This is a genomic window from Streptomyces sp. NPDC021356 (assembly GCF_040641015.1).
Taxonomy (GTDB): Bacteria; Actinomycetota; Actinomycetes; order Streptomycetales; family Streptomycetaceae; genus Streptomyces.
On record NZ_JBFACU010000036.1, the window covers coordinates 1 to 15,509 of the forward strand.

The 15,509-nt window shown below is 74.8% G+C and carries 8 protein-coding genes; 3 read left to right on the forward strand and 5 right to left on the reverse strand.

Annotated features, from left to right (window positions below; genetic code table 11):
* Positions 1-424 precede the first annotated feature (424 nt).
* Positions 425-976 (reverse strand): MarR family transcriptional regulator, encoded by a 552-nt coding sequence (locus AB0G56_RS34075; RefSeq protein WP_360977418.1) that lies wholly within the window; start codon positions 974-976, stop codon positions 425-427.
* 170 nt (positions 977-1,146) lie between these two features.
* On the opposite strand from AB0G56_RS34075, the gene AB0G56_RS34080 reads away from it, so the two are divergent.
* Positions 1,147-2,421 (forward strand): MFS transporter, encoded by a 1,275-nt coding sequence (locus AB0G56_RS34080; protein ID WP_360977667.1) that lies wholly within the window; start codon positions 1,147-1,149, stop codon positions 2,419-2,421.
* A gap of 86 nt (positions 2,422-2,507) precedes the next feature.
* On the opposite strand, the gene AB0G56_RS34085 is transcribed toward AB0G56_RS34080, so the two are convergent.
* A complete protein-coding gene (locus AB0G56_RS34085; RefSeq protein WP_360977421.1) occupies positions 2,508-4,190 on the reverse strand; it encodes a SpoIIE family protein phosphatase in 1,683 nt (560 codons plus the stop codon).
* Positions 4,191-4,429: 239 nt separating this feature from the next.
* A complete protein-coding gene (locus AB0G56_RS34090; RefSeq protein ID WP_360977424.1) occupies positions 4,430-5,806 on the reverse strand; it encodes an NAD(P)/FAD-dependent oxidoreductase in 1,377 nt (458 codons plus the stop codon).
* A gap of 401 nt (positions 5,807-6,207) precedes the next feature.
* Between AB0G56_RS34090 and AB0G56_RS34095 the strand changes: the two genes are divergently transcribed.
* Positions 6,208-6,996 (forward strand): helix-turn-helix domain-containing protein, encoded by a 789-nt coding sequence (locus tag AB0G56_RS34095; RefSeq protein WP_360977427.1) that lies wholly within the window; start codon positions 6,208-6,210, stop codon positions 6,994-6,996.
* 183 nt (positions 6,997-7,179) lie between these two features.
* Positions 7,180-9,384 carry a sigma-70 family RNA polymerase sigma factor gene (locus tag AB0G56_RS34100; RefSeq protein ID WP_360977430.1) on the forward strand — a complete coding sequence of 735 codons (2,205 nt, stop codon included), beginning with the start codon at positions 7,180-7,182 and terminating at the stop codon, positions 9,382-9,384.
* Here AB0G56_RS34100 and AB0G56_RS34105 read toward each other — a convergent pair.
* Both AB0G56_RS34105 and AB0G56_RS34110 read right to left on the reverse strand, forming a co-directional pair.
* Positions 9,371-12,769: a BTAD domain-containing putative transcriptional regulator gene (locus AB0G56_RS34105; RefSeq protein ID WP_360977433.1), complete on the reverse strand. Its 3,399-nt coding sequence runs from the start codon at positions 12,767-12,769 to the stop codon at positions 9,371-9,373. The two genes, AB0G56_RS34100 and AB0G56_RS34105, sit on opposite strands and share 14 nt — an antisense overlap.
* An 86-nt stretch (positions 12,770-12,855) precedes the next feature.
* Positions 12,856-14,934, reverse strand: coding sequence for an asparagine synthase-related protein (locus AB0G56_RS34110; RefSeq protein ID WP_360977436.1), 2,079 nt, complete (start codon positions 14,932-14,934; stop codon positions 12,856-12,858).
* Positions 14,935-15,509 lie beyond the last annotated feature (575 nt).

The following is a 15,509-nucleotide window of genomic DNA, read 5'->3' on the forward strand; positions in this document are numbered from 1 at the left end:
CGTTTCCGACTCTATCAGACCGTTTTCCGATCCGATTTCCTCGGTGCTTTCCAGGTTCCCGCTCCGCTTTCGCTTCGCGTTTCCCTTTCCGGCGGGTCCGACTCTATCAGATCTTTTCTCGACCTGATCCCCAGTCAGCGGGGTTTGTCTTCCCGGCCGCTGGGCCGTTCTGACGTCTCAAACCTTAGCGGATCCTCGCGGTGATTCCCAATCGGGCCCTTGGCGGATCCGGCAGGAGTCGACGAGTTCCATTCGAATTGAATTCGGGCATGCCGAAATCGACCCGGACGGGAGATCGTGCTGGTGGTGTGAGTGCCGCTGATGCGGCGGGAGGTGCTGCCGAGGAACCGTTACGGCTCCGTGGCAACCCGGAGAACCCTACGGATCCGGCAGGGGCGTGTCAAGGGCCCTCTGTCAAGGTCTTTCAGTCGAGGTCGCTGAGCCGACCGCCGGCGTCCGGCTGGGCGTGCTCCACCCTGCGCAGGAGCCGGGTCAGGACCTCGCCGAGGACCGCCCGCTCCGCCGGGGTGAGGTCCTGGAGGAGATCGCCCTCGAAGACCGTGGCGAGGCGCATGGCCTCCATCCACTTCTCGCGACCGTCCGGGGTCAGCTCCACGATGACGCGGACCCTGTTGTTCTCGTCCCGCTCCCGGGTGACCAGTCCCTCGCCGACCATGCGGTCGATGCGGTGGGTCATCGCGGCCGGGGTGAGGCCGAGGCGCTTGGCGAGGTCGCTGGGGCCCAGGCGGTAGGGCGCCCCGGACAGGACGAGCGCCTTGAGCACCTCCCACTCGGCGTTGCTGATGCCCAGGTCGGCGGTCTGCCTGCCGTAGGCGACGTTCATCCGGCGGTTCAGGCGGGCCAGCGCCGAGACGATCTTCTCGACCTGGGGGTCGAGGTCCTGGAACTCGCGCTGGTAGGCGGCGATCTGTTCTTCGAGTGTCGGCTCGCTGCCGATGCCGGGGGTGTCGCCCATGTCCGCAGTATGGCACGGAGCGGCTTGGCGTTGAAGTCCTTCCGGGTGTACTCTTTAGCTTCGAACTTTAGGGGTGAAGTCTTCAGGTCTAACTGCTGATCACTCCAATGACTCCATGACCGTCCTTCTGCTTGAGAGAGGTGAACGTGACCAGGGCGATGGGCGCAGCGATGCGCCGGATCCACGTGGGCAACGCACTCAGCGCGTTCGGGCTCGGCTTCACCGTCCCCTACCTGTACGTCTATGTGGCGCAGGTGCGGGGTCTTGGGGCCATGACGGCGGGTCTGGTGCTCGCCGTCTTCGCCGTGGCCGCGCTGATCGTGCTGCCGTTCGCCGGCCGGGCGATCGTGCGGCGCGGCCCGCTGCCGGTCCTGCTCGCCGCCCTGGTCACGGCCGCACTCGGGGCGCTGAGCCTGGGGCTGGCCGCCGGGGCGGTGGCCGTCCTGCTGTCGGCCGCGGTCCTGGGCGCCGGTCAGGCCGTGATGCAGCCGGCGCTGGCGACGATGATCGTGGACTGCTCGGAGTCGGAGACCCGCTCGCGGGCCTTCGCGATGCAGTTCTTCCTGCAGAACCTGGGTCTGGGTGTCGGTGGCCTCATCGGCGGCCACCTCGTCGACACCACGCGCGTGTCCTCCTTCACGCTGCTGTTCGCGATCGAGGCGGCGGTGTTCCTGCTGCTGGTCGTGCTGATGGCGACCGTGCGGATGCCGCGTGCGCCGCGCATGGCGGGGGCTCCGGCGGGCGCCGCGCCGGGTTCCGGCCGGAGCGGCCGGCGGCAGTTGCTCGGGAACCGGGCGATGGTGCAGCTGTGCGTGCTGGGTTTCGTGCTCTTCTTCGCCTGCTACGGGCAGTTCGAGTCGGGCCTGAGCGCGTACGGCGTGGAGGCCGCCGGGATCTCGACGTCGGCGCTGGGCACGGCGCTGGCCGCGAACACGCTGATGATCGTGGTGGCGCAGTTCGCCGTGCTGAAGTTCGTGGAGCGGCGGCGGCGCTCACGGGTGATCGCGGCGGTCGGCGTGATCTGGGCGGTCGCCTGGGGCGCGGCGGCGTACGCGGGGCTCGGACACGGCAGCCAGGTGATGGCGACGGCGGCGTTCGTGTCGACGTACGCGCTGTTCGGACTGGGTGAGGCGATGCTGTCGCCGACGCTCGCGCCGCTCGTGGCGGATCTCGCGCCGGAGGGGATGGCGGGGCAGTACAACTCGGCCTTCGCTCTGGTGAAGCAGCTCGCGCTGGCGGTCGGACCGGCGGTGGGCGGCCCGCTGGCGGCGTCGCTGCCGGGGCCGTACGTGGTGACGTTCCTGCTGTTCTCGCTGGGGATCAGCGTGCTCGCGGTGCGGCTCGGGCGTGGGCTCACCGCCGTGCAGGACCACCCGTGGGGCGCGCGGAGCCGGGTGGTGGCGCGTGGCGGGGCCGCCGCGGAGCCGGTGACCGCTGAGGCGTGAGGCCGAGCGGGTGCGGGGCGGCCGTCGTCTTCGGGCGACGGCCGCTTCGGCATACGGCCCACGGCCGGTTCCGTCCTGTCGTACGGCTAGGGACGTTTGGGGGGCAGGGTGAACTCGCACCAGACGGCCTTTCCGCCGTCCGGGGTCCGGCGGGCGCCCCAGTGGGCGGCGATGGTGGCGACGATGGCGATGCCCCGGCCGGATTCGTCGGCGGGTTCGGCGCGGCGGCGTCTGGGGAGGTGGTCGTCGCCGTCGGTGACCTCGACGATGAGGCGGCGGTCGGTGCGGCGCAGGCGCAGGCGCATGGGGGGCGTGCCGTGCTGGAGTGAGTTGGCGACGAGTTCGCTGGCCGCGAGGACACCCGCGTCGTGCAGTTCGGGCGGGAAGCGCCAGCTGGTGAGGACGCCGGAGGCGAAGGCACGCGCGCGGGGGGCGGCTTCCACGCCGCCGAGGAGTTCCAGGGCGGCGTTGCGGAAGAGTTCGCCGTCGGGGCCGGTGCGGGCGGGGTGCTGGAGGACCAGGACGGCCACGTCGTCGTCGTGGTCGGCCTGGACGCCGGCGGAGCGGACCAGGCGGTCGCAGACGACCTGGGGGGTGCCGGTGGCGCCGGCCAGGGCGCGTTCCAGCGCGGCGATGCCCTCGTCGAGGTCTTCGTCGCGGCGCTCGACCAGGCCGTCGGTGTAGAGGACCGCCGTGGAGCCGGGGGTCAGGGGGACCGAGCCGGAGGCGTGCATCCAGCCGCCGGTGCCCAGGGGCGGGCCGGTGGGTTCGTCCGCGCGGACGACGGTGCCGGTCTCGTCGCGGACCAGGATCGGCAGGTGCCCGGCGGAGGAGTACACCAGCCGGCCCTCGTTGGGGTCGTGGACGGCGTACACGCAGGTGGCGATCTGGTTGGCGTCGATCTCGGCGGCGAGGCCGTCGAGGAGCTGGAGGATCTCGTGGGGCGGGAGGTCCATGCGGGCGTAGGCGCGCACCGCGGTGCGCAGCTGGCCCATGACCGCGGCGGCGCGGACCCCGCGGCCCATGACGTCGCCGATGACGAGGGCGGTGCGTCCGCCGCCCAGGGTGATGACGTCGTACCAGTCGCCGCCGACGGCTGCTTCGGTGCCGCCGGGCTGGTAGGTGGCGGCGACGCGCAGGTCGTCGGGTTGTTCGAGGACTTGGGGGAGGAGGGAGCGCTGGAGGGTGACGGCGGTCTCGCGCTGCCGGCGTTCGCTGGCGCGCAGGCGGTCGGCCGCCTCGGCGTGGTCGGTGACGTCGGTGGCGAAGACGAGTACCCCCGCGCCGCCCGGGCCGGTGCCGCGCTCGCCGGGTCCGGGCTCGGCTACCGGGGTGCAGGTGAAGGTGTAGGAGCGGCCGTCCGGTGCCTTGCGGGACTTCAGGGTGCGGGGTCTGCCGCTGCGCAGGACCTGGTCGAGGAGGGGGAGCAGGCCCAGTTCACGCAGTTCGGGCAGGGCGTCGCGGGCGGGTTCGCCGAGGGGCCGGGCGCCGAAGGCCGTGGTGTAGGCGTCGTTGAGGTAGGCGAGGCGGTGATCGCCGCCGTGGAGGAGGGCGACGAGGGCCGGGACGCGGTCGAGGACCTCACGGGCGGGGAGTTCGTCGACGGCGGGCACGAGCGTGGTCTCGTCGGCCAGTCGTTCGACGCGGGCCGCGGGGACGGAGCCGTCGGTCCGCCGGTCGGGGGCGGTCGCGAGCTCGGTCCGCGCCGCGGCGCGGCGCTGTGTTCCGGGGATCGGGGGGAGCCGGGCGCTCCAGCGCGTGAAGTTCACGAATCCTTGCCTCGTGTCTGTCGGGTCGGGCCGGCTCCGGGCCCGGCCGGGGTGCGGGGCCGCGCGGCGGTGGCCGCGCCGTTTCCTCCTGTGCCCGGGGCGCGGCACGGCGTCCGGGCGTCGGCGGCGGCCGGGGCGGGCGGTCGCCCGCCTCCGGTCGTGGACCAGTCTGGCAGTGCGGCCGCCGCGTACCGGCATCCGTGGGACGCCGGGGCGTCGGGTGGAGTTCCCCGGTCCGGTCAGGACGACCCTTTCGGGTTGATGTTCGGGTCGAGAGGATGTTTTCCACCGGCCGCGAGTTCGAACTCCGCGCGGGGATGTTCCAGCGAGCCGAGGGAGACGATCTCCCGTTTGAAGAGACCGGCCAGCAGCCATTCGGCGAGGACCTTGGCCTTGCGGTTGAAGGTGGGCACCCTGCTGAGGTGGTAGGCGCGGTGCATGAACCAGGCCGGGTAGCCCTTGAGTTTGCGCCCGTAGACCTGGGCGACGCCCTTGTGCAGTCCGAGGGAGGCGACCGAGCCGACGTAGGCGTGCGCGTACGTCTGGAGGGGTTCGCCGCGCAGGGAGCGGGCGATGTTGTCGCCGAGGACCTTGGCCTGCCGGACCGCGTGCTGGGCGTTGGGGGCTGTTTCCTTGCCGGGTTCGGCGGCGGTGACGTCGGGGACGGCGGCGGCGTCTCCGGCGGCCCAGGCGTGTGCGGCCCCGTCGACGGCCAGTTCGGCGGTGCACTTGAGGCGACCGCGGCCGTCGAGGGGAAGGTCGGTGGCGGCCAGGAGGGGGTGCGGTTTGACGCCGGCGGTCCACACGACCGTGCGGGTGGGGAAGCGCTGGCCGTCGCTGAGGACGGCGACGCGGTCGGCGCACGACTCCAGACGGGTGCGCAGGAGCACCTGGATGTTGCGGCGGCGCAGTTCGGTGACGGTGTAGCCGCCCATCTCCTCGCCGACCTCGGGCAGGATCCGGTCGGAGGCCTCCACGAGGATCCACTTCATGTCCTCGGGGCGGATGTTGTGGTAGTAGCGCGCGGCGTAGCGGGCCATGTCCTCCAGTTCGCCGAGCGCTTCCACGCCTGCGTATCCGCCGCCGACGAAGACGAAGGTCAGGGCCGCGTCGCGGATCGCGGGGTCGCGGGTGGAGGAGGCGATGTCCATCTGTTCGATGACGTGGTTGCGCAGGCCGATGGCTTCCTCGACGGTCTTGAAGCCGATGCCGTGGTCGACGAGGCCGGGGATGGGCAGGGTGCGCGAGACGGAGCCGGGCGCGAGGACGAGTTCGTCGTACGTCAGGCGGTCGGTGCCGCCGCTCTCCGCGGTGGCGAGGGTGGTGAGGGTGACGGTGCGGTGCGCGTGGTCGACGGCCTTGACCTCGCCCGCGACGACGCGGCACCGGTCGAGGACGCGGCGCAACGGGACGACGACGTGCCGCGGGGAGATTGCGCCGGCCGCCGCCTCGGGCAGGAACGGCTGGTACGTCATGTAGGGGTCGGGCGTGACGACCGTGATCTCGGCGTCGCCCCGCGCCAGCTCCTGTTTCATCCGCCGCTGCAGGCGCAGGGCCGTGTACATCCCGACGTAGCCGCCGCCGACAACGAGAATGCGCGCACGTTCCTTCACCATCCCATGACGCACCCGTGACTCTCGTTTGTCCACAGCCCCGGCAATTTGTGTGACCGGCGGGCGGTACGGCGCGGGATTGGCCGGATCCTCGGGTGCTGGGGCAGGTACGCAGGTCAGCGGGGGTGAACGAGGGTTCGGAAAGGGTCGCGATGCGGACGTGGGCGGCTCATGCTCCGATCGGGGGGCGTTCCGTGCGGAACTGCCCCTTCTGAATTGACTCCCTCTCAACTATGTTCGTGTGTCGACGGGGTGCAGGAAATGGGGATGTGGTCGAACGGGTCCGCGGGTCCCACCGGATCTCGCAGGGCGGCCTCGGTCGTGCGCGGTCCCCGTCGGGTGCATCCCGCGTTCAGTGGCGGGGAGAGTCTCCGGGGGGAGACGTCATTACCGGGGGATCAGTTATGCACATTCAGGACACTCATTGGTCCACCGCGTCCGCCGTCGCGTCCGGTGGCGGGGCGATGGGCACGGCGGCGGGCGCGGGGCGCGGGGAGGAGTCCCGGGCGGTGCGGACCACACCGCTGCGTGTGGACGCGCAGCGCAATCTGGAGCACGTGCTGCGGGCGGCGCGCGAGGTCTTCGGCGAGCTGGGCTACGGCGCGCCGATGGAGGACGTGGCCCGGCGCGCCCGGGTCGGGGTCGGCACGGTGTACCGGCGTTTCCCGAGCAAGGACGTCCTGGTGCGCCGGATAGCCGAGGAGGAGACGTCCCGGCTGACCGACCAGGCGCGGGCCGCGCTCGGCCAGGAGGACGAGCCGTGGTCGGCGCTCTCCCGCTTCCTGCGGACGTCGGTGGCGTCCGGCGCGGGCCGGCTGCTGCCGCCCCAGGTGCTGCGGGTCTCGGTCGCCGAGGAGCGGGCCGACGAGGGGGCCGGGGCGGACGGCGCGCGGGTGCCGCAGCAGCGGACCGAGCCGGGCGCCGGTGAGCTGCGTCTGGTGCCCGACCAGCCGGTCGCGCCCGCGCCGGAGGCGGTGGACGACTCGGGGGCGGCGGAGCTGCTGGAGGTCGTGGGCCGGCTCGTGGAGCGGGCACGGGCGGCGGGCGAGCTGCGGGCCGACGTGTCGGTCTCGGACGTCCTGCTCGTGATCGCCACGGCGGCGCCCGCGCTGCCGGACGCGGCCCAGCAGGCGGCGGCCTCGGCACGGCTGCTGGACATCCTGCTGGAGGGGTTGCGCTCGCGGCCGGCGTGAGCGGGGCGCGCACGCCGGGGCGATTCCAACGCGCATGCCCCGTACGGGTGATGCCGGTTCCGCAGAGAGGGAAGTCCCCACGGACGGGTGGAGGATCCTTCCTGCGGAGTCTTGGCGGGGAGCCCCTGTGGCAGCCTGACTCGGTGATCGGGTCGGCTGGGCTGGCGGCGGGGGCTAACGGCGATGGGCGTTGACGGGCGTGAGCCGGTCGGTGGGGACGGCGCGGGCGCCGACGGGCCGCGCCCGCCTCAGGTGCCGGCCCAAGGCGGACGGGCTCAGGGGGGAACGGCCCAGGGGGGAGCCGCCCAGGGGGGAACGGCCCAGGGGGGAACGGCCCAGAGCGGACCAGCCCGGGCGCCTGGCCAGGGCGGGCCGGCCGACGCACCGCGCGAGGAGGCGCCGCGTGGCGATGCGCCTCGGGACGGCGTGCCTCGGGATGACGTGCCGGGTGGCGAGGCGCCGCCTGGCGCAGCACCCCGTGGTGAGACGCCCCGTGGTGAGGCTTCCACCCGGGAGGGTGGGGTACCGGCGCAGCGCGAGTGGCGTGAGGACGGTGTGCTTCCGCCGCCGCGGGAGGTGCCGCCGTCCGACGCCGAGCTGATCGGCCGGATGCGCACGGGGGACGACACGGCGTACGAGGACCTGTACCGGCGCCACGCCGACGCCGTGCGCCGGTACGCCCGCGGCTGCTGCCGGGACGCCCACACGGCCGACGACCTCACCGCAGAGGTGTTCGCCGCGATGCTCCAGGCCGTGCGCGGCGGTTCCGGTCCCGCCCACGCCGTACGGGCCTACCTGCTCACCAGCGTCCGGCGGGTCGCGGCGCGCTGGACGAAGACCGCACGGCGCGAGCAGCTGGTGGACGACTTCGCCGTGTTCGCGGCGCAGGCGGCCCGTGCCCCCGAGGTGTCCGACGACACGGCGTCCCTCGGCTCCTTCGGAGGGGGCCTCGACCCGGGCGCGGACGTACGGGCGATGCACGAGGCCGAGCGGTCCATGGCCATGCAGGCGTTCCGCTCCCTGCCCGAACGGTGGCAGGCCGTGCTGTGGCACACCGAGGTCGAGGACGAGTCGCCGAGCGAGGTCGCCACGCTGTTCGGGCTGGACGCCAACGGCACTCGGGTTCTGGCGAGCCGGGCCCGCGAGGGTCTGAGACAGGCCTACCTCCAGGCCCATGTGAGCACGGCCCTGACCGACGACGAGGAGTGCTCCCGCTACGCCGACCAGCTCGGCGGCTATGCCAGGCGCAAGCTGCGCACCCGCGCCGAACGGGGTCTGCGCAAGCACCTGGCGGAGTGCGCCAGGTGCCGGCTGGCGGCGCTGCAGATCGAGGAGGTCGCGGGCGGCATCCCGGCCGTCGTCCCGGTCGCCGTCATCGGCTGGTTCGGGGCCGCCGGGTACACCAAGGCGCTCGGTCTCCTCGCGGGCGGAGCGGGAGCGGCGGGCACGGCGGGTGCCGCGGGTGCCGCCGCGGCGGCCGGAGGTTCGGGGGGCGTGTCGGCGGGGGCGGCCGGTGGAGCGGGCGGTGCGGCCACCGCTGCCGGGGGCGCGGGTGGGGGCGCGGGTGGGGGCGCGGCGGCCTCCGAAGGGCTCGGCGCCCCGGTGAAGGCCGGTATCGCGGCCGGGGTCGTCGCCGTGGCCGCCGCGGCGCTCGCCTTCGCCCTGGCCGGGCAGGAAACCCCGGCCAGGAAGCCGGAGGCGGCCCCTCCCCCGGCCCCGGCCGTCGAACCGCAGCCGCCCACGTCCGCCCCGCCGCAGCCGACGCCGAGCCCCCGGCCCAGCCGGAAGCCGCCCGTGCGCGCCGCAGCGGCCCGCCCCGCCCCCAGGCCGACGCCCACACCCACACCCACTCCTTCGCGCAAGCCGCCCCCGAAACCCACGCCGGCCCCCGAGCCTCCTGCTCCGCCGTCCCCTTCACCGACGCCGCCCCCGCTGCCGACGCCCCCGCCCGCCCCGGCCGTCTACCGGTGGAGCGAACTGGACTACGACCTCACCGGTGACGGCACCGGCCCGGAGATGCGCATCGACCGCAGCAGCTGGGTGTGGCAGCGCGACGGCGTGTCGATCGCCGGGAAGCGTTATCCGCACGGTGTGAGCGTCCACGGCGAGTCCTCCGTCACCGTCGAGCTGAACCGCACGTGCTCCGCCTACGACGCGCTGGCCGGTGTCGACGACCTGGCGGCCGGACTGGGCAAGGTCACCTTCTCCGTGTACGCCGACGGGGCCCGGCTGTGGCACTCCGGCCCCGTCGTCGGGGGCGCGGCCGCCGTCCCGGTCCATGTCGTCCTCGCCGGGCACCGGACCGTACGACTGGTCGTCGAGCCGCGCGGCGCCTTCGACGCGGTGACCCTCGCGGACTGGGCGGAGTCGCGGTTCACCTGCGGGTAGCGGGGTGGGCGCGGACGGCCTGGTCGAGTTCGGCCAGGACGTCGTCCGCGGTGAGCGCGGCGCCCCGGGCCCGTTCGGCGGCCAGGCAGCCGGCCGTGAGGGCCGCACGCGCGGCGCCCTCGACGCGCTCGGCCGTCTCGCGCTCGGGCACCAGGCGGGGGCGGCCGTCGCGCCAGCGGTCCGCCGCGGCGAGCAGCCGCACCGCTCGCGCCTGCTCGCCGAGCCGGGCCAGCATTTCGGCGGCGCCGTCCACGAGGGCCGCCGTGACCACCTCCGCGCAGCGCTGTGCGACGGCTGTGCGCAGCGCCTCGGTCAGCAGCGGAAGCCCGTGCCGCGGGCCGTGCTCGGCCGCCGTGACGAGGGCGTCGACCGCGCTCAGCATCGCTTCGAACTGCGGTGGCGGGCTTCCGCGCCGGCTCTCCTCGCGGGCGTCGTCGCACAGGGCCCGGGCGGAGGCCGCCTCGCCGGCGTCCAGGGCGAGCTGGGCGCGCAGGAGCAGGACGAACGCCTGGGGGTCCGCGACGCGGTACTGCTCGGCCGACTCGCCGGCCTCGTCCAGGAGCCGCAGGGCGCGGGCGCGGTCGCCGGAGCGGTAGGCGATCTCGGCGAGGCGGGCTTGCAGGAACGGGGCCTCGGCATGGGCGCCGACCTCGTGGGCGAGTTGCAGCGCCCCCTCGAACTCGGCGCGTGCATCCTCCAGTCGGCCGCGGGCCATGGCCGCCTCCCCGGCCGCGCTGCACACCTGCGCCCGCATCCAGCGGTCGCCGACGCGGCGGCTGATCAGCCGCAGTTCCGCCAGGTCGTCGTCCACGCCGTGCAGGTTGCCGGGCGAGTCGACGACCAGGTGCGTGCGGAACATGAGGGCCACCCCGATCTCCCAGTCACCGCCGAACGCACGGCAGTTGGCCACGGCCGCGTCCATGGCGGGGCGGATGCCGTCCGCGTGGCTGTACAGGTAGGCGGTCAGCGGCCAGATGAGTCCGGGCATCCGGGCCGCCCGGGGGCCGCCCGCCGCGAACGAGGACCGGACCAGGTCGACGTAGCGCAGGGTCCGTTCGTCGCGGGCCACCTCCCCCGGCTCCGTCTCCGACGTCAGGAACAGATGCATCATCCGCACGTCCATGCGTAGTTCGTGCAGCGGATGATGCGCCTCCCCTTCGGGGTCGGACAGGAAGGCGTCGACGGGATCGATGCCGTCGACGTCCCGGCCCGGGAGCGCGGCGGCGCCGGCCCGGCCGGGCGCGGACGCCGGGCCGGGATCCGCGTCGAGGGCGGCGCCCAGGCGGAGCACGCGGTGGAACCACTCCATGGCTTCCCGGCGGTAGTTGCGCAGCCACCAGAACCAGCACACGTTCAGGACGAGTTCGCCCGCCGCCCGCTCGTCCCCGGCGGCGAGCGCGCGGTCGAGGGCCGCCCGGATGTTGTCCAGCTCGCTCTCCAGCCGTGCGATCCACGGCAGTTGCGCGGCCGAGCGGAGGCGCGGCGCGGCCTCCTCGGCCAGGGCGCGCGCCCACGCGCCGTGCCGCTGCTCGGCGGCGGCGCGCAGGCCGGGCACCTCCGCGGCGCGCTCGACGGCGTACTCGTGGATGGTCTCCAGCATGCGGTACCGCATGCCGCCTGTGCCGCCCTCGCCGTCGTCGGCCGGGGTGGCGACGATCAGGGACTTGTCGACGAGCGCGCCGACGAGGTCGGCGGCGGGGCCGGTGCACACGGCCTCGGCGGCGGGGAGGTCCCAGCCGCCCGCGAAGACGGAGGCCTCCCGCAGCATGGTCCGCTCCCGCTCGTCGAGCAGGTCCCAGGACCAGTCGACGACGGCACGCAGGGTCTGCTGGCGGGGCAGGACCGTGCGGCTGCCCGCGGTGAGCAGGCGGAAGCGGTCGTCGAGCCGGTCGGCGATCTGGCGGGGGCTGAGCATCCGCAGCCGGGCCGCGGCCAGCTCGATGGCCAGGGGCAGGCCGTCCAGGCGGCGGCAGATCTCCGCGACGGCCTCCGTGTCGCCGAGCGCGACGGCCGCGTCGGGGCGGACGGCGGCGGCGCGCTCGGCGAAGAGGCGGTGCGCCTGGTCGGGGACCAGGGGCTCGACGGGGCGCACCAGCTCGCCGGGCACGCCCAGCGGTTCCCGGCTGGTGGCGAGGACGGTGAGGCCCGGGCAGCGGGTGAGCAGGACTTCGGCGAGGTGGGCCGCCGCGTCGATGACGTGTTCGCAGTTGTCGAGGATCAGGAGTTCGCTGCGCGGTGCGCAGTACTCGACGAGCAGGGCCACCGGGTCGTTCTGCGGGGTCACCAGCTCGTTGGTCATCAGGACGGTCTCGCGCAGGCCGAGGGCGCTGACCACCGCGCCCGGCACCGCCTCGGGACGGTCGAGCGGCGCCAGCTCGACCAGCCAGGCCTGGGGAAGCCCGGCGGCGGCTTCCTCGGCGAGGCGGGTCTTGCCGGAGCCGCCCGGTCCGGTGAGGGTGACGAGGCGGGCCCTGTGCAGATCGGAACGGATGGCGGCGAGTTCGGGTTCCCGGCCCACGAAAGAGGTAAGACGCGGACGGATGTTGCCGGTCCGGCCGGGTGCGGGTGGCCGGGGGGTCTGGTGAGCGGCGTGGGACGGGGCAGGAAACGGTTCTGCCGGCGCCGCTGCCGCGTCCGGCACCGCTGCCGCCGCTTCGCCGTCTTCGTCCGACGGGGCGAGCAGCGCCGCGTGCAGGGCGCGCAGTTCGGGCCCGGGGTCGGTGCCCAGTCCGTCGGCGAGGGCGCGGCGGACCCGTTCGTAGGCGGCGAGGGCGTCGGCGCCCCGTCCGGTGTCGCGCAGAGCGCGGACCAGCAGGGCGTGCAGCGTCTCGTCGTACGGGTGCGCGGCGGTCAGTTCCGTCAGTTCCGGTACGACGTCCACGGCGCGGCCCAGGCGCAGTCGCGCGTCGGCGCGGGCACGTACCGCCTCCAGGCGCAGGGTCTCGGGGCGTGCGGCCGCGGTCCGGTCCGGCAGGTCGGCCAGGGCGGGGCCGTGCCACAGGGCGAGGGCCTCGCCCAGGTGGCGCTCCGCGGTGACCGCGTCCCCCCGGTCGAGGGCGCTGATGCCCTGTCGTACGAGCCGTTCGAAGGCGAAGAGGTCGACGTCCTCCCGGCCCACGGCGAGCCGGTATCCGCCCGTCTCGGAGCGGATCGCGTCCCTGCCGAGGGCGCGGCGCAGGCGGCCCACCAGGGCCTGGAGCGCGGCGGGGGCGTCCTGCGGCGGGTTCTCGCCCCACACCTCGTCGATCAGGACGTCCGGGCCTGCGACCCGTCCGGGCCGCAGGGCGAGGGCGGTGAGCAGGGCCCGCAGGCGCGGACCGCCCACGGGTACGGCTGTGCCCCCGTCGTCCTCCGCCTGGGTGACGCCCAGGATTCTGTACTGCACCGGCCCATTGTCGCCGGATGCGGGGAACGGGGCACGGAGTTTGCCGCCGGGGGGCTCGGGGACGGCGCACGGGGTGCTCGACGCCGTCAGGCGCCGGAGGCCAGTGCGCCCCGCTGCGGGACGATGCCCGCGGGTACGGCGCGCGAGCGCGCGGGGGTGCCGGTCCAGCAGGTGCCTCGGCGGGCCAGCAGGCGGCGCAGCCACACTTCCAGGGAGACCAGTTCCGCCAGGCCGTCCAAGGGGAGTGGCTCGCCCTCGCCCGCCGCGCGCAGCGCCTTGCGGACCACCCGTGCCTCGACCAGACCGGCCTCGGCGAGCAGGGGTGTGGCGAACAGGGTCATCAGGTCGTCGACGGCCACGCGCAGGCCCGCGCGGGCGGCGACCGCCGCGGGGGCGTGGGTGGGCGCGCCCCAGCCGGTCGGCAGTTCGCCCACCCCGGCGCCCTCCAGGACGGTGCGCAGGATGGCCGCGCGGGCTCCCGGGCGCACGCGCAGCGCCTCGGGCAGCGCCCGGCAGGCCCGGACGACCTGGTTGTCGAGAAACGGGGTGTGCAGCCGCTGGGAGCGGATCTCCGCGGCCTGCTCCAGGACCCGTACGTCCGCGGCGTGCCGGGCCAGGGCGGCATGCGCGCGGTAGTCGCCGGGCCGCTGCCCCGGGCCGACCCCCGAGCGGTTCGTCGCGCCCTGGAGGCGAACCGATACTTCAGCCAGTGCCTCGCCCGTCAGCCAGCGGGCGGCGGGGCCGGGTCTGGCCCAGGTGAGCGCGGCCAGGGAGGCGCCCACCGCACCCTTGGGCTCCTCGAACCGGCGCTGGAGCAGCCGCTCCGCGAGCACTTCGAGGCCGTCCCGGTACGGCGTCCGGGCGAGCCGCCGCGCCGCGCTGTACACGCGCGCGGGGACCATCACCGACCCGTCGGCCTTGGCCAGCGCGGCGACCGGCCGGACCAGGTGGCGCCGTTTGCGGTCCATGAGCAGGTCGGCCAGGCGCGCGGGGTGGGCGTCGAGGACCTGGCGGGCGCCGTAGCCGGTGAAGTGGTCCGCACTGCCCGACGCGAGGCGGGCCCGGTGCCGTGCCGAGGTCACCAGCGACGGGCCGGGCTCGTCGGTCAGGGGGCCCTCCAGGTCGGCGTACGGCAGCACCTCCTCGCCGCCGGCCACCACCACGTGGTGCAGGCGGGGGTCGGCCGCGAGGGTCCCGGCGCGCTCCAGCTCGGCCTCGCGTCCGCCGACGGCGAGGTCGTTGAAGGTGACGGCCAGCAGGCGCTCCCCGGCGCCGGTGCCGTGGCCCAGGAGGGTGCCGGGGTTGCCGGGCAGGCCCGCCGCCAACAGCGCGAGGGTGCCCGAGGCGGGGCCGCCGGACAGGTCGGCGCCGATGCCGGGCACCGGCATGCCGCGGGCGGCGCGGCGCTCGGCGGGGCCCATGCCCGGTACCGGCCCGGGGTCGATGTCCGGCACGTGCCGGGGCGCGGAGAGCCGGGCGCGGACGGCCTCGACCAGGGCGTCGCGTACCGCGCCGACCGCGCTGTCGGGGTCCGCCGGGGGCGCGGCCACGGCGAGGGAGGCGACCGGCTCGTAGCCCGCGACCTCACGCGCCCCGGCGCGCAGGATCAGCGCATGCCCCGGCGGAATGCGCCGTACGCCGTCGTACGGCGTGGAGTCGTCCAGCGCGGCCGGGACGTCCGGGGCGGCGAGCAGGGCGGCGAGGTGCCCGAAGTCGAGGTCGGCCTCGACGAGGTCGGCCAGCGGCAGCGCGGCCGTCGCGTACGCCGTGCCGCCCGCCCAGGGGGTGTGGAACACCGGGCGGGCGCCCGCGAGGTCACCGCAGACGGTGATGCGGCGGCCCACCTGGACGACGGCGGTGTAACTGCCCGGCCAGGCGGTCAGATGGCGCAACGCGCCCCCGCGCGCGGCCAGCAGGCCGACCCGCAGCTGTTCGTCGGAGGCGCCGCAGGTGCCGAGCACCGCGATCCCCGTCCGGTCGTCGGCCCGCACGAGCCGGACCTCGTCCGGGCGCCAGTCGCCGACCGCCCACAGCGGGTCGGGGTCCCCCCACAGGAGCTGGGAGCCCACCGGTTGCACGGTCTCGCCGTCGTATCCGGTGGCGCCCGCGGAGCCGATTGCTCCGGTGCCCGCGGCGGCGCTGCTCCATCCCACCAACCACCGCATCGACGCCTCCACGGACCGGGGATCACCAGTGCACCGCACGAACCGGGTCCCATGCTGCCACGAAGGCGGCGCACCGGAGGGGAGGCGGAGCCGCCTTCGACCCAGCGTGCACGCCCTCGCGCGCCCGCTCGCAGGATGGCCGACCCCCTCGGGCACGCATGGCCAACGCCCGCAGCGGACACGGACATCACGACCTGAATGCGCCCCCTGATGCGCTCCCCGCGATCCCCCGTGCGCCGTCAACTGCCGTGGTGGGGACGGAAATTCACGGCAGGAGGCAGAGCTGATTTTCAGCCAAATCAGCGCGGCGGATGCAGACGTGCGCCCGACGTGCACACGCTCCGTACACGCTCTGCGCAGGGCGCGGACAACGCGCAGTCCGGGAGGCGCAGTTCGCCTCCCGGACCGTTCCGCCGCCCGCGGGGATGAAGGCGGCGGTGTCCCCCAGCCCACTGGATCCAGTACAGCGGGCCGACCCACGCAGAGACCATGGAACCGGTCCCCCGATGGCCGGAGAAGAGCGCACGGGCGGGCGCACGACCACACAGAGGGGGCACGTCGCCACGGTGCGTGCA

Excerpts from the sequence above, each read along its gene's own strand:
- AB0G56_RS34095 (WP_360977427.1), top strand. The coding sequence starts at position 6,208 with ATGCACATTCAGGACACTCATTGGTCCACCGCGTCCGCCGTCGCGTCC.
- AB0G56_RS34110 (WP_360977436.1), bottom strand. The coding sequence starts at position 14,934 with ATGCGGTGGTTGGTGGGATGGAGCAGCGCCGCCGCGGGCACCGGAGCA.
- AB0G56_RS34090 (WP_360977424.1), bottom strand. The coding sequence starts at position 5,806 with ATGGTGAAGGAACGTGCGCGCATTCTCGTTGTCGGCGGCGGCTACGTC.
- AB0G56_RS34100 (WP_360977430.1), top strand. The coding sequence starts at position 7,180 with ATGGGCGTTGACGGGCGTGAGCCGGTCGGTGGGGACGGCGCGGGCGCC.
- AB0G56_RS34075 (WP_360977418.1), bottom strand. The coding sequence starts at position 976 with ATGGGCGACACCCCCGGCATCGGCAGCGAGCCGACACTCGAAGAACAG.
- AB0G56_RS34080 (WP_360977667.1), top strand. The coding sequence starts at position 1,147 with ATGCGCCGGATCCACGTGGGCAACGCACTCAGCGCGTTCGGGCTCGGC.